The sequence below is a fragment of the Serratia sp. Tan611 genome, from assembly GCF_905188235.1.
Taxonomy (GTDB): domain Bacteria; phylum Pseudomonadota; class Gammaproteobacteria; order Enterobacterales; family Enterobacteriaceae; genus Serratia_B; species Serratia_B rhizosphaerae.
In genome coordinates, this window is the sequence record NZ_LR994655.1 from 4,009,629 (window position 1) to 4,023,352 (window position 13,724).

General features: G+C 58.3%; 13 protein-coding genes. 3 read left to right on the plus strand and 10 right to left on the minus strand.

The genetic code is table 11. The features are described 5' to 3' along the window. Positions 1–44: 44 nt before the first annotated feature. Together serA and rpiA are read right to left on the minus strand one after the other, a co-directional pair. A complete protein-coding gene (gene serA, locus TAN611_RS18920; RefSeq protein WP_105232412.1) occupies positions 45–1,283 on the minus strand; it encodes a phosphoglycerate dehydrogenase in 1,239 nt (412 codons plus the stop codon). Between the two features lie 372 nt (positions 1,284–1,655). Next, positions 1,656–2,312 carry a ribose-5-phosphate isomerase RpiA gene (rpiA, locus tag TAN611_RS18925; protein WP_015673688.1) on the minus strand — a complete coding sequence of 219 codons (657 nt, stop codon included), beginning with the start codon at positions 2,310–2,312 and terminating at the stop codon, positions 1,656–1,658. Between the two features lie 184 nt (positions 2,313–2,496). Between rpiA and TAN611_RS18930 the strand changes: the two genes are divergently transcribed. Continuing rightward, positions 2,497–3,390, plus strand: coding sequence for a LysR family transcriptional regulator ArgP (locus tag TAN611_RS18930; RefSeq protein ID WP_105232413.1), 894 nt, complete (start codon positions 2,497–2,499; stop codon positions 3,388–3,390). Between the two features lie 41 nt (positions 3,391–3,431). Here TAN611_RS18930 and TAN611_RS18935 read toward each other — a convergent pair whose 3' ends face one another. From TAN611_RS18935 to epd, 7 genes are all read right to left on the minus strand, one after another. Beyond that, positions 3,432–4,163 (minus strand): oxidative stress defense protein, encoded by a 732-nt coding sequence (locus TAN611_RS18935; protein ID WP_015673690.1) that lies wholly within the window; start codon positions 4,161–4,163, stop codon positions 3,432–3,434. 200 nt (positions 4,164–4,363) lie between these two features. Further along, on the minus strand, positions 4,364–4,978 hold the full coding sequence (gene argO / locus TAN611_RS18940; RefSeq protein ID WP_105232415.1) for an arginine exporter ArgO: 615 nt from the start codon (positions 4,976–4,978) through the stop codon (positions 4,364–4,366). Between the two features lie 289 nt (positions 4,979–5,267). Continuing rightward, on the minus strand, positions 5,268–6,134 hold the full coding sequence (gene mscS, locus TAN611_RS18945) for a small-conductance mechanosensitive channel MscS (protein ID WP_105232416.1): 867 nt from the start codon (positions 6,132–6,134) through the stop codon (positions 5,268–5,270). A 13-nt stretch (positions 6,135–6,147) separates the two neighbouring features. Continuing rightward, positions 6,148–6,324, minus strand: coding sequence for a hypothetical protein (locus TAN611_RS18950; protein WP_158684836.1), 177 nt, complete (start codon positions 6,322–6,324; stop codon positions 6,148–6,150). Between the two features lie 36 nt (positions 6,325–6,360). After that, positions 6,361–7,440: a class II fructose-bisphosphate aldolase gene (gene fbaA / locus TAN611_RS18955; protein ID WP_105232417.1), complete on the minus strand. Its 1,080-nt coding sequence runs from the start codon at positions 7,438–7,440 to the stop codon at positions 6,361–6,363. A 165-nt stretch (positions 7,441–7,605) separates the two neighbouring features. Next, complete coding sequence (pgk, locus tag TAN611_RS18960) at positions 7,606–8,769, minus strand: phosphoglycerate kinase (RefSeq protein ID WP_105232418.1); 1,164 nt, start codon at positions 8,767–8,769, stop codon at positions 7,606–7,608. A 110-nt stretch (positions 8,770–8,879) separates the two neighbouring features. Beyond that, on the minus strand, positions 8,880–9,896 hold the full coding sequence (gene epd / locus TAN611_RS18965) for an erythrose-4-phosphate dehydrogenase (RefSeq protein WP_111736523.1): 1,017 nt from the start codon (positions 9,894–9,896) through the stop codon (positions 8,880–8,882). Positions 9,897–10,296: 400 nt separating this feature from the next. Between epd and TAN611_RS18970 the strand changes: the two genes are divergently transcribed. Then, positions 10,297–10,629, plus strand: coding sequence for a putative quinol monooxygenase (locus TAN611_RS18970; protein ID WP_105232420.1), 333 nt, complete (start codon positions 10,297–10,299; stop codon positions 10,627–10,629). An 80-nt stretch (positions 10,630–10,709) separates the two neighbouring features. Here TAN611_RS18970 and tkt read toward each other — a convergent pair whose 3' ends face one another. Then, a complete protein-coding gene (gene tkt, locus TAN611_RS18975) occupies positions 10,710–12,704 on the minus strand; it encodes a transketolase (protein ID WP_105232079.1) in 1,995 nt (664 codons plus the stop codon). Positions 12,705–12,942: 238 nt separating this feature from the next. On the opposite strand from tkt, the gene TAN611_RS18980 reads away from it, so the two are divergent. After that, on the plus strand, positions 12,943–13,698 hold the full coding sequence (locus TAN611_RS18980; RefSeq protein WP_105232422.1) for a M48 family metallopeptidase: 756 nt from the start codon (positions 12,943–12,945) through the stop codon (positions 13,696–13,698). Positions 13,699–13,724 lie beyond the last annotated feature (26 nt).

Genomic DNA, 13,724 nt, shown 5'->3' on the forward strand with positions numbered 1-13,724 from the left:
GGCCGGGACAAGCCCGGCCTCTTTAATCCGCGTTAAAACGCCAATCAGAACAGCAGACGCGCGCGAATGGTGCCTGGGATGGCCTTCATTCGCTGCAGCGCCGCGTCGGCGCGTTCGGTTTCCGCTTCAATATCAATGACCACATAACCAATTTCCGGGCCGGTCTGCAGATACTGAGCGGCAATGTTGACGCCCTCTTCGGCAAAGATCTGGTTAATCTGGGTCAGCACGCCGGGGCGGTTTTCATGGATATGCAGCAGGCGGCTGGCGTTCGGGCTGTGCGCCGGCAGCGACACTTCCGGGAAGTTAACCGCCGACAGCGTGGAGCCGTTATCGGAATACTTCGCCAGTTTACCGGCCACTTCATCGCCGATGTTTTCCTGCGCTTCCTGGGTAGAACCGCCGATATGCGGCGTCAGGATCACATTGTCAAACTCGCACAGCGGCGAATTGAACGGATCGCTGTTGGTGGCCGGCTCTTCCGGGAACACGTCAATCGCCGCGCCCGCCAGGTGTTTGCTGGACAGGGCCTCGCACAGCGCGGGGATATCCACCACGGTGCCACGGGAGGCGTTGATCAGGATCGAGCCAGGCTTCATCAGCGCCATCTCGTCCTTGCCCATCATGTTTTTGGTCGATGGCGTTTCCGGCACGTGCAGGGTCACCACGTCGCTCATATTCAGCAGATCGGACAGATGACGCACCTGCTGCGCGTTGCCCAGCGGCAGTTTGTTCTCAATGTCGTAGAAGAACACTTTCATCCCCAGCCCTTCGGCCAGGATGCCCAGTTGGGTGCCGATATGGCCGTAGCCGATGATGCCCAGCTTCTTGCCGCGCGCTTCGTACGAGCCGACGGCCAGCTTGTTCCACACGCCGCGGTGCGCCTTAGCGTTGGCCGACGGGATGCCGCGCAGCATCAGCAGCAGCTCGCCCAGCACCATTTCGGCAACGGATCGGGTATTGGAGAAAGGTGCGTTGAACACCGGGATGCCGCGTTTGGTCGCCGCTTTCAAATCCACCTGGTTGGTGCCGATACAGAAGCAGCCTACCGCCACCAGCTTTTCGGCCGCGGCGAAGATCTCTTCGCTCAGATGCGTGCGCGATCGGATGCCGATGAAATGGGCATCGCGGATCGATGCCTTAAGTGACTCGGTGTCTAACGCACCTTTGTGATATTCAATGTTGGTATAACCGGCAGCGCGCAGATTATCCACCGTGCTTTGATGAACCCCTTCCACTAACAGGAATTTAATCCTGTCTTTCTCCAATGATACTTTTGCCATTTACCCGACCCTATGTTCAGACTTCAGAAGCGGCTGTCCCCTCTTCCGCTCGCGGGCGCCCCGCAGGGTTTCCACCTTGCCGGCAGCCGGATGACGGGAAGAGATAAAACAGCTCGACCACCAACATAACAAAAATAACGCGGGCGGCAATACAAACGATTGCCCGCCCCTCAGCACAAGGGAGAGTTCAGAGGGGTGATTCTGGTTGAAAATGCCATGCAGAAAGAATTTGGCAGAAGCTTAACCGAGGTTATGACGAGAATGTGACATATGTCACCAAATTTGGCGGATTAAAGAAAAGATGTTTTCTGCTGAAAATTATGCCGGCAACGGGCTGCGCCGGGCGGCGCAGCCTGCATACACAGCCGGTGGTTATTCGACCACCTTGACGCCGTCCGCCGTGCCGACCAACGCCACATCGGCGCCACGGTTGGCGAACAGCCCGACGGTCACCACGCCGGCGATGCCGTTAATTTTGTTCTCCAGCGCCACCGCGTCGGTGATGCTCAGATTGTGCACATCGAGAATCACGTTGCCGTTATCGGTGACCACATTCTGACGATACTCCGGCAGACCGCCCAGCTTCACCAGTTCGCGCGCCACGTAGGAGCGCGCCATCGGGATCACTTCGACCGGCAGCGGGAACTTGCCCAGCACGTCCACCTGTTTGGAGGCATCCACGATGCAGATAAATTTGCGGGCGATGGCGGCGATGATTTTTTCACGCGTCAGCGCTGCGCCGCCGCCCTTGATCATCTGCATATGGCCGTTGATTTCGTCCGCGCCGTCGACGTAAATATCCAGCGAGTCTACTTCGTTGCTGTCGAATACGTGGATGCCGAGGCTTTTCAGCTTGGCGGTGGAGGCGTCGGAGCTGGACACCGCGCCTTCAATTTGATCCTTGATTGACCCCAGCGCATCAATAAAGTGGGCGGCGGTCGACCCGGTGCCCACGCCGACGATGGTGCCCGGCTTCACGTATTCCAGCGCCGCCCAGCCTACCGCTTTTTTCAGTTCATCCTGCGTCATGCTATTTTCCATTGCCTATATACGAAAACGTATGCGTATTATAGGGTAAATCGCCTCGCTGAATGCAGGTATGGATCGCAAATTGTGGCCCGTGCGCGCCAAGCGTCACGCCTGTGCTGTGATGCAAGCGGCGCTATTTAAGGTATAGTGCCAGAAACCATTAACGTTAAGGGATATCTCTCCGATGAAACGCCCAGACTACAGAACGCTACAAGCGCTGGACGCGGTGATCCGTGAACGCGGCTTTGAACGCGCGGCACAAAAACTCTGCATCACCCAATCGGCGGTATCTCAACGCATCAAACAGCTGGAAAATCTGTTTGGCCAGCCGCTGCTGGTCCGTACCGTACCGCCGCGCCCCACCGAACAGGGGCAAAAGCTGCTGGCGCTGCTGCACCAGGTGGAGCTGCTGGAGGAAGAGTGGCTGGGCAACGATACCGGTGTCGATACGCCGCTGCTGCTGTCGCTGGCGGTCAACGCCGACAGTCTGGCAACCTGGCTGCTGCCGGCGTTAAAACCGGTGCTGGCCGACTCGCCGATTCGTCTGAACCTGCAGGTGGAAGATGAAACCCGCACTCAGGAGCGCCTGCGCCGCGGCGAGGTGGTCGGCGCGGTCAGTATTCAGCCGCAGCCACTGCCCAGTTGCCTGGTCGATCAGCTCGGTGCGCTGGACTACCTGTTCGTCGCCTCGCCGGGCTTTGCCGAACGTTATTTCCCGAACGGCGTCACCCGCTCGGCGCTACTGAAAGCGCCGGCGGTCGCCTTCGACCATCTGGACGACATGCATCAGGCCTTCCTGCAGCAAAACTTCGATCTTTCGCCGGGCAGCGTACCCTGCCATATCGTCAACTCGTCGGAGGCTTTCGTGCAGCTGGCGCGCCAGGGCACCACCTGCTGTATGATCCCGCACCTGCAGATCGAGAAAGAGCTGGCGTCCGGCGAACTTGTCGATTTAACCCCGGGATTGCTCCAGCGCCGGATGCTGTTCTGGCACCGCTTCGCGCCGGAAAGCCGCATGATGCGTAAAGTGACCGACGCCCTGCTGGAGCACGGCCGTCAGGTTCTGCGACAGGATTAAAAAAGGCGCCGTGACCGGCGCCCTGCTGTACTATCTGCGGCTTACTGCGCGCCGCCGCGCTGCAGTTCAAACACCACGTCAACCTGATCGTCAAAGTGAATGCTTTGCTGCTCGTAAGTCTGCGCGGCGCTGGTTTCCGGCGCGGCGCTGGCAGCCTTATACATACGGGCAACCGGCATCGGCTGATAGTTGGCAACGTGGTAGCGGATGCTGTACACCGGCCCCAATTTGGCTTTAAAGCCCTGGGCCAGCGACGCCGCCTGCTGCGTAGCATTCTCAATCGCCTGCTGACGGGCCTTCTGCCGGTACTCGTCCGGATTCGCCACGCCCAGCTCCACCGCGCGGATCTCATTCAGGCCGGACTTCAGCGCGCCGTCCAACAGCTCATTCAGTTTATCCAGCTTGCGCAGCGTCACCTGCACCTGACGCACGGCACGATAGCCTTTCAGCACTGACTCGCCGCTCTTCAGGTAATCGTATTCCGGTTGCGTACGCAGGTTGGCGGCGCTGATATCTTTTTTCTCAATGCCGTTTTTCTGCAGGAAGTCGAAATACTGCGCAACGCGTTCATCAACCTGTTTTTTTGCCTGCGACGCATCCTTGGAGGATACGCTGACTTCAATCGCCAACGTTGCGATATCCGGGGTGGCGTCGACGCTGGCCGTCCCGGAGGTCACCACGTGCGGCCCTTCAGGCACTTCCGCCGCCTGCAGCGCCATCGGTAACGTTCCTAATCCAACCATTGCGGCCATAGCCAATGCTTTTAGCTTCACAGTGTCTCCTTAATGACAGGCTGTTCTGATTCCTGCTTATTCATGCCGATATTCCACCGCGGCCGACAGTCAATTTACCATCATTTACGCAGCCATCGTCCGGAATGAATAATCAGTTCCTTGCCATCAACCCTAGCATATCGTCCGGTTTTTTTAATTCAGATTAGTGCCAAATTATGATCCTGCCCCCAGCGGCGGCTTTATTGCATGCCGTGCCAGGCCAGCTGCGCGGCGATGGCCCACATCACCAGCCCCACCAGAATATTGATGATTCTCTGCGCCAGCGGCGTCTTCAGATACGGCGACAGCCAGGCGGCCAGCAGCGCCAGCGCGAAAAACCAGACGGCAGAGGCGCTGACCGCACCGAAAGCGAACCAGGAGCGCACCTCCGGCGCGAATTGGCTGCCCAGACTGCCCAGCACCACAAAGGTATCCAGATAGACGTGCGGATTCAGCCAGGTGACCGCCAGCATGCTCACCACAATACGCCAGCGGCTCTGCGCCAGTTCGGCCACGCTGGCCAGGGCAATATGGCGGCTAAAGGCGGTGCGAAATGCTCCCCAGCCGTACCATAGCAAAAAGGCGACGCCGCCCCAGGTCACCAGCATCAGCAGCAGCGACGAGCGGTGCAGCAGCGCGCTGCCGCCGAAAATGCCGGCGCAGATCAGGGCAATATCGCTGAGCGCGCACAGCGATGCCACCAGCAGATGATACTGCCGGCGGATCCCCTGATTCATCACAAACACATTTTGCGGCCCCAGCGGCAAAATCATCGCGGCGCTAAGCGCAAAACCCTGTAGAAAAACGGCAAGCATGGCAAGTCCTCATCAGATACGTCGATTAACCGAGCGCATCATACGAGGAAGCTATTATTAGGTGAAATTGATAATTCTAATTCGCCATTAAGGATATTAATGACTCGGGCAGGAGGGGGAAAAAAGGGGCCTTGCGGCCCCTCAGAGTACTGACAAAGTCAGTGATTAGGGAGAGCGTGACGATGGGGTCGTAGCGGCATCAGCCGCCGCAGCGCTCCTCGTTACGCCAAGCCCGGGGATCTCGAGCCATCCGACAACGTTGCCATCAACCTCAAGCCCCCTTGCGGCATTATTCCGCTTTAGCGGAAGTGCCGTCGGTACGATACAGATGAACGTCCATCTGCGGGAACGGAATGCCGATATTGTTGGCATCCAGCGCACGCTTGAAGTTTTCCATCAGATCGAAGTAAACATCCCAATACTGCGCATTGGTGGTCCATGAACGGGTGACGAAGTTCAGGGAAGACGGCGCCATTTCGTTCAGACGTACGGTCACACCCTTATCGTGCATGATGCGCTTGTCAGCGGCGATCACGTCGTTCAGCACCTTTTTCACCGTGTCGATATCGGCGTTATAGGCGACGCCCACCACGATATCCACGCGGCGGTTCGGCTCGCGGGAGTAGTTGGTGATGTTGCCGGCGATAATTTTGCCGTTCGGCACCACGATGGTTTTATTGTCCGGGGTACGCAGCGTGGTGGAGAAAATCTGCACCTGATCGACGGTACCGGCAATGCCGCCGAGGTCGACGTATTCACCGGCACGCAGCGGACGGAACGCTACCAGCAGCACGCCGGCGGCAAAGTTGGACAGTGAGCCCTGCAACGCCAGGCCAACCGCCAGACCGGCGGCACCCAGTACGGCAATCACCGAGGTAGTCTGTACGCCGACGCGTCCCAGCACCGCAATAAAGGTGAAGGCCAGAATGGCGTAACGCGCCATCGCCGACAGGAAATCAGAAACCGTGGCGTCAATACCACGCATTTTCATCACCCGGTTCAGCGCATTGCTGACCACGCGGGCAATGATCATACCTACGATCAGAATCGCGATAGCCGCGACGATATTCACCGCATACTGAATCAGCAGATCCTGATTTTTTACCAGCCAGCTGCTGGCATTATTAATACCGTTTACTACGTTGAGATCTTCCATTCTAACGTCCTAATTAAAAAAGCTCCCAGCGGGAGAAATCGCAAAAATACATCGCATTGACCGATGCGGAAACCACCGGGTAAGGGTAACCAACAATGGTGCGCGTTGCCAACTCTGCCAGCAAAAGTTGGGCAAAAATATCGGATACGCCCCAAAAATAAAGGCTCCCGCAGAGGGAGCCTTTCAGCATCAGACACGGGCGCGCTCATGGCGCGCCGGCCGGGGATTACAGAACGTCGATCGCGTTCAGATCCTTGAAGGCCTGTTCCAGACGCGTCACCATGCTTGACTGTGCAGCGCGCAGCCAGACACGTGGGTCGTAGTATTTCTTGTTCGGCTGATCGGCGCCTTTCGGGTTACCCAGCTGGCTTTGCAGATAGCCTTCATTTTCTTTGTAGTACTGCAGGATGCCGTCCCAGGTCGCCCATTGGGTATCGGTATCGATGTTCATTTTGATCACGCCGTAGCTGACGGATTCTTTGATCTCTGCGTCGCTGGAGCCGGAGCCGCCGTGGAACACGAAGTTCAGGCTGTTGTGCGGCAGGTTGAACTTCTCGGAAACGAATTTCTGAGAATCACGCAGGATGGTCGGAGTCAGCTTGACGTTGCCCGGCTTGTACACGCCGTGCACGTTGCCGAACGAGGCAGCAATGGTGAAGCGCGGGCTGATGGCGTTCAGTTTTTCGTACGCGTAAGCCACGTCTTCCGGCTGGGTATACAGCGCGGAGGCGTCCATATGGCTGTTGTCCACGCCGTCTTCTTCACCGCCGGTGCAGCCCAGTTCGATTTCCAGCGTCATGCCGATTTTAGCCATGCGCGCCAGGTACTTGGAGCAGATCTCGATGTTTTCTTCCAGCGACTCTTCAGACAGGTCGATCATATGGGAAGAGAACAGCGGCTTGCCGGTAGCGGCAAAGTGTTTTTCACCGGCGTCCAGCAGGCCATCGATCCATGGCAGCAGTTTTTTCGCGCAGTGGTCGGTATGCAGAATAACCGGCACGCCGTAATGTTCAGCCATCTGATGCACATGGTAAGCACCAGAGATAGCGCCCAGAATCGCTGCGCCCTGAGGAACGTCAGTCTTCAGACCCTTGCCGGCGATAAACGCGGCGCCGCCGTTGGAGAATTGCACGATTACCGGCGCACGTACTTTAGCCGCGGCTTCCAGTACTGCGTTGATGGAATCGGAGCCGACGCAGTTTACCGCCGGCAGCGCAAAGTTGTTCTCTTTAGCGACTGCAAAGACTTTCTGAACGTCATCGCCAGTGATGACACCCGGTTTTACGAAATCAAAAATTTTAGACATGTTACTTTGTCCCGTTTCGTCTGCCGTTGTACCCTCTTTCCCCCGTTCGTACGCCAGGCGTCCGGCCAAGGGTCATCGGGTAGATGGATGTAAATCGTTTCTACCCCGCGCCGCAACCGGCGCGGAATAAAACAAACGGGCGGCTTGCGCCCCCCGTTGTCAGAATTACTGCTTAGCTCGCTCTTCCAGCATCACTACCGCCGGCAGTTGTTTCCCTTCAACAAATTCCAGGAACGCGCCGCCGCCGGTGGAGATGTAGGAAATTTTGTCGGCGATATCGAACAGGTCAATCGCCGCCAGGGTGTCGCCGCCGCCAGCGATGGAGAAAGCATCGCTGTCTGCAATGGCGCGCGCCACGATTTCGGTCCCCTTACGGAAGTTAGGGAACTCGAATACGCCAACCGGGCCATTCCACAGAATGGTTTTGGCGTTCTTCAGGATAACGGCCAGACGCTCGGCTGAAACGTCGCCCATATCCAGAATTTGCTCGTTGTCTTGAATTTCGTTGGCCTGCTTGACCGTCGCCGTTGCGGTTTCAGAGAATTCGGTCGCCACGCGCACATCGGTCGGCACCGGAATATCGCAGGTTTCCAGCAGTTTCTTGGCGTTGTCGATCAGATCAGGCTCATACAGCGACTGGCCGACGTTGTTGCCCTGCGCCGCCACGAAGGTGTTGGCGATGCCGCCGCCGACGATCAGCTGATCGGCGATTTTAGACAGGGAATCCAGGACGGTCAGTTTGGTGGAAACTTTAGAACCGCCGACGATGGCGACCATCGGACGGGCCGGGTTGCCCAGCGCTTTACCCAGCGCTTCCAGCTCTGCGGACAGCAGCGGACCGGCACAGGCGACCGGTGCGAATTTGCCAACGCCGTGGGTAGAGGCCTGCGCACGGTGTGCGGTGCCGAAGGCGTCCATCACATACACGTCGCACAGCGCCGCATATTTTTTGGACAGGGTTTCGTCGTCCTTTTTCTCGCCTTTGTTAAAGCGCACGTTTTCCAGCACCACCAGCTCGCCTTCGGCAACGTCAACGCCTTCCAGGTAGTCTTTCGCCAGACGCACCGGGTTGCTCAGGTGCTCTTTCAGGTAGTTGACGACAGGCAGCAGAGAGAATTCTTCGTTGTACTCGCCTTCGGTAGGACGGCCCAGGTGGGAGGTTACCATCACGCGCGCGCCTTGTTTCAGCGCAGCTTCGATAGTCGGCAGGGAAGCGCGGATACGCGCATCGGAAGTCACTTTACCGTCTTTCACTGGTACGTTCAGATCAGAACGGATAAGAACGCGTTTTCCTGCCAGATCCAGATCGGACATCTTAATTACAGACATGGTGAACCCTCTTGGTTGATTCTCTATAAAGTTGCCTATCCCCGCCTCTTTCAGGCTATCGCCCGGAATCCTGCGGGTTTAAACGACCGCGCCCAAACGGCGCCGCCGTACTAGAAACCGCTTGCGGCCATTGCCCGGGTGGTATCCAACATCCGGTTGGCAAAGCCCCATTCGTTATCGCACCAGACCAGGGTCTTGATCAGGTGCTGTCCGCTGACCCGCGTCTGCGTGCCGTCGACGATGGCGCTGTGCGGATCATGGTTAAAATCAATCGAGACTAATGGTAGTTCCGTATAGTCAACTATACCACGAAATGATCCCCGTGCGGCCTTTTGCAGCAACTGGTTGACCTCTGTCACTTTCACCCGTGAACTCACGCTGACGCTAAGATCGATCGCCGTGACATTAATGGTCGGCACACGCACCGAGATCGCTTCAAAACGATCGCAAAACTGCGGAAAAATACGGGTGATGCCGGCGGCCAGTTTGGTATCGACCGGAATGATCGACTGGCTTGCCGCACGCGTCCGGCGCAGGTCCGTATGATAGGCGTCTATCACCGGCTGATCGTTCATCGACGAGTGAATGGTGGTGACCGTACCCGACTCGATGCTGTAGGCATCGTCCAGCAGCTTGATCACCGGAATAATACAGTTGGTAGTACAGGAGGCGTTGGAAACGATGCGATGTTCCGCCCGCAGCGTCTGGTGGTTGACGCCGAACACGACGGTGGCGTCCAGATCGTTACCGCCGGGATGGGCAAACAGCACTTTCTTCGCGCCGGCCGCCAGATGGGCTTCGCCATCCTCACGGCTGCCGTACACACCGCTGCAGTCCAGCACCACGTCCACGCCCAGTTCGCCCCACGGCAATTGCTCCAACGCCGGCTGATGCAGCAGACGAATCGCGTCGTCGCCCACCGTCAGTACGTCGCACTCCTGACGCACGTCCCAGGCAAAACGCCCGTGACTGGAGTCATATTTCAGCAGGTGGGCCATCCCTTCGGCATGCGCCAGCTCGTTGATTGCCACCACGGTAATTTCGGCGCGTCTTCCTGATTCATACAGTGCGCGTAAAACGCTGCGGCCAATGCGGCCAAAGCCGTTTATCGCTATGCGGATGGTCATGCTTGTTCCTGCTAAATGGCCCTCCCTGCCGGACTTATTCACCGGATTGCGGGTGGCGCTGACGAGTTATCCTGCTAATCTATATAGAATACTTTAGCGTACCGTCTGCTGTGAATCGCTGCGTAATATTATTCACCAACCATATATGTAAAAATAACCGCTCACTCTGCCACTTTCAGCGGCCAATTGTGCCAACTGAAACGCTTCAGCCGAGCATAAACCAAAGTTTTTTGAAAAGGAACAGATCCGACACGTTGTCTGTCAACTCGCGGACACTTTGCGGTAATAAAATGATCTGGCGCACACTTTTGCTTACTACCCACAGCATGTCGCCGATCGTTTTTTCATCTGCCTTTTCCCATACGCCTTACATTTACAGGGCATATACAAGGAGCCAATAATGAGTGAAGTTAAGATTGTCGCCACCCTGACCCCGCGGCCGGAATTCGTTGACGCCGTCAGAACCGCAGCCAGAAAGATGGTGCCGCAGACCCACAACGAGGCCGGCTGCCTGCAGTATGACCTGCATGAAACACGCGAAATTCCCGATGTGCGCGATCTGCAGAACCAGGGGAAAGTTTCCTTCGTGTTTATTGAGCGCTGGACGTCAGAACAGACGCTGAAAGAACACGTGGCGATGAGCTATCACGACGATTTCCTGGAAGCGCTGGATGGGAAATTGGAAAGCCTGAACGTGCAAAAACTGACCCAACTGGAACCGTCCAAGGCGTAATCAGTCCATAGCCGAATATACGGTTATCTCTACGAAAAAGGCGCCGCAAGGGCGCCTTTATGATGGCTGCTTTCAGCCGCTTACTTCAGCAGTGCCTGAGCCTGCGCCACCACGTTTTCCACGGTGAAGCCGAACTCCTTGAACAGCTGGTCCGCCGGCGCCGACTCACCGAAGGTGGTCATGCCCACCACCGCACCGTTCAGCCCGGTGTACTTCAGCCAGTAGTCTGCAATGCCCGCTTCAATCGCCACCCGCGCCGTGACCGCCGCCGGCAGCACCGACTCGCGGTAGGCCGCATCCTGCTTGTCGAACGCGTCGGTCGACGGCATCGACACCACGCGCGCCTTGCGGCCCGCCGCCGTCAGCTGACCCGCCGCCTCGACCGCCAGCTCCACTTCCGAGCCGGTGGCAATCAGGATAACGTCCGGCGTGCCGTCGCAGTCCTGCAGCACGTAGGCGCCGCGATACACGTTCGCCAGCTGCTCCGCCGTACGCGGCTGCTGCGCCAGGTTCTGACGCGAGAAAATCAGCGCCGTCGGGCCGTCGTTGCGCTCGATGGCGTACTGCCAGGCAATCGCCGACTCCACCTGGTCGCACGGACGCCAGGTGCTCATGTTCGGCGTGACCCGCAGGCTGGCCAGCTGCTCCACCGGCTGGTGGGTCGGGCCGTCTTCGCCCAGACCGATGGAGTCGTGGGTGTAGACGAACACGTTGCGCTGCTTCATCAGCGCCGCCATGCGCACCGCGTTACGCGCGTATTCCACAAACATCAGGAAGGTCGCCGAGTACGGCAGGAAGCCGCCGTGCAGCGCGATGCCGTTGGTGATGGCGCTCATGCCGAACTCGCGCACGCCGTAGTGGATGTAGTTGCCCGCCGGGTCTTCGTTCAGCGCCTTGGAGCCGGACCACATGGTCAGGTTGCTCGGCGCCAGGTCGGCGGAGCCGCCGAGGAATTCCGGCAGCAGTTTGCCGTAGGCTTCCAGCGCGTTCTGCGACGCCTTGCGGCTGGCGATGTTGGCCGGGTTGGCCTGCAGCTGCTCGACGTAGGCCTTGGCCTGCGCCTGCCAGTCGGCCGGCAGCTCGCCGCTCATGCGGCGGGTGAACTCGGCGGCCAGCTCCGGGAAGGCGGCGGCGTAGGCGGCGAACTTGTCGTTCCAGGCCGCTTCACGCGCCTGACCGGCTTCCTTGGCGTCCCACTGGGCATAGATGTCCTGCGGGATTTCAAACGGCGGGTAGTGCCAGCCCAGCTGCTCGCGGGTGGCGGCCACTTCGGCATCGCCCAGCGGCGCGCCGTGGGAATCGTGGGTGCCGGCCTTGTTCGGCGAGCCGAAGCCGATAACGGTCTTGCACATCAGCAGGGACGGCTTGTCGGTAACCTTGCGGGCTTCCTCAATCGCCGCCTTGATGGCGTCGGCGTCGTGGCCGTCCACGCCGCGTACCACGTGCCAGCCGTAGGCTTCGAAACGCTTGGCGGTGTCGTCGGTGAACCAGCCGTCGACGTGGCCGTCGATGGAGATGCCGTTGTCATCGTAGAAGGCGGTCAGCTTGCCGAGCTTAAGGGTGCCGGCCAGGGAGCAGACTTCGTGTGAGATGCCTTCCATCATGCAGCCGTCGCCCATAAAGGCGTAGGTGTTGTGGTCGACGATATCATGGCCCGGGCGGTTGAACTGCGCGGCCAGGGTGCGTTCGGCGATGGCGAAACCGACGGCGTTGGCGATACCCTGCCCGAGCGGGCCGGTGGTGGTCTCGACGCCCGGGGTGTAGCCGTATTCAGGGTGTCCCGGTGTTTTGGAATGCAGCTGACGGAAGTTTTCCAGCTCGCGCATCGGCAGGTCGTAGCCGGTGAGATGCAGGAGGCTGTAAATCAACATGGAGCCATGGCCGTTGGAGAGGACGAAGCGGTCACGGTCGGCCCAGTGCGGGTTGGTCGGGTTGTGGCTGAGGTAGTCGCGCCACAGGACTTCGGCGATATCGGCCATGCCCATAGGGGCGCCCGGGTGACCGGATTTTGCTTTTTGTACGGCGTCCATGCTGAGTGCGCGGATGGCGTTGGCAAGCTCTTTACGAGAGGACATGTTTTACTCCAAGTCGGATGAAAAAAGCAGTCAAGTTTGCCATTTTCTCAGACTCGGCATAAGAACGGCAATCCCTAATAGTAAATGAGAGCGAGTTCACAACTTATTAGCACGATTGGCCCTATTTTCGGAATAACACTATTTTGCCGCCGAGTGTCGTACACTAGGCTGTTGCGAGCGAAATTGTTTCTGCTCATTTGTATAAAATCCCTTGTTACTATCATAGGAAGATGGCTTCATGAAAATCCGTACCTCTTTGATTGCATTAGGCATTGCCACCCTGGTCAGCGGCTGTCAAAGCCTTGATCCCAACGCCCTGATGCAGTCTGGCGCGCAGGCGTTCCAGGCGGCGACCCTGAGCAACGACGATGTCAAAGCGTTAAGTGATAAATCCTGCGTCGAGATGGACAGCAAGGCAAAAATCGCGCCGGCCAACAGCAGCTACGTCAAGCGCCTGAACAAAATTGCGGCAGCGTTGGGCGATAATATTGACGGCACGCCGGCCAACTACAAGGTGTACGTCACCAAAGACGTTAACGCCTGGGCGATGGCCAACGGCTGTATCCGCGTCTACAGCGGCCTGATGGACATGATGAACGACAACGAAGTGGAAGGCGTACTGGGCCATGAAATGGGCCACGTGGCGCTGGGCCATACCCGCAAGGCGATGCAGGTGGCGTACGGCACGGTCGCGCTGCGCACCGCGGCGGCCTCGACCGGCGGCATCATCGGCTCGCTGTCGCAGTCGCAGCTGGCGGATATCGGTGAGAAGCTGGTCAGCGCCCAGTTCTCCCAAAAGCAGGAGAGCGAAGCGGACGACTACTCGTTCGATCTGCTGAAGAAACGCGGCATCAATCCGAACGGGCTGGCGACCAGTTTCGAAAAACTGGCCAAGATGGAAGCCGGGCGTCAGAGCAGCATGTTTGACGATCACCCGTCCTCCGAAGCGCGCGCGCAGCACATCCGCGATCGCATCGCCGCTGAAGGCAAGTAACCCGGCCATTGGCGGGGCTGCAGTCC

What these genes read in the sequence shown, in the direction of transcription:
- pgk (WP_105232418.1), bottom strand. Translation starts at nt 8,769, where the DNA reads ATGTCTGTAATTAAGATGTCCGATCTGGATCTGGCAGGAAAACGCGTT.
- argO (WP_105232415.1), bottom strand. Translation starts at nt 4,978, where the DNA reads ATGCTTGCCGTTTTTCTACAGGGTTTTGCGCTTAGCGCCGCGATGATT.
- TAN611_RS18930 (WP_105232413.1), top strand. Translation starts at nt 2,497, where the DNA reads ATGAAACGCCCAGACTACAGAACGCTACAAGCGCTGGACGCGGTGATC.
- TAN611_RS18970 (WP_105232420.1), top strand. Translation starts at nt 10,297, where the DNA reads ATGAGTGAAGTTAAGATTGTCGCCACCCTGACCCCGCGGCCGGAATTC.
- serA (WP_105232412.1), bottom strand. Translation starts at nt 1,283, where the DNA reads ATGGCAAAAGTATCATTGGAGAAAGACAGGATTAAATTCCTGTTAGTG.
- TAN611_RS18980 (WP_105232422.1), top strand. Translation starts at nt 12,943, where the DNA reads ATGAAAATCCGTACCTCTTTGATTGCATTAGGCATTGCCACCCTGGTC.
- fbaA (WP_105232417.1), bottom strand. Translation starts at nt 7,440, where the DNA reads ATGTCTAAAATTTTTGATTTCGTAAAACCGGGTGTCATCACTGGCGAT.
- TAN611_RS18950 (WP_158684836.1), bottom strand. Translation starts at nt 6,324, where the DNA reads ATGCTGAAAGGCTCCCTCTGCGGGAGCCTTTATTTTTGGGGCGTATCC.
- tkt (WP_105232079.1), bottom strand. Translation starts at nt 12,704, where the DNA reads ATGTCCTCTCGTAAAGAGCTTGCCAACGCCATCCGCGCACTCAGCATG.
- epd (WP_111736523.1), bottom strand. Translation starts at nt 9,896, where the DNA reads ATGACCATCCGCATAGCGATAAACGGCTTTGGCCGCATTGGCCGCAGC.
- rpiA (WP_015673688.1), bottom strand. Translation starts at nt 2,312, where the DNA reads ATGACGCAGGATGAACTGAAAAAAGCGGTAGGCTGGGCGGCGCTGGAA.
- mscS (WP_105232416.1), bottom strand. Translation starts at nt 6,134, where the DNA reads ATGGAAGATCTCAACGTAGTAAACGGTATTAATAATGCCAGCAGCTGG.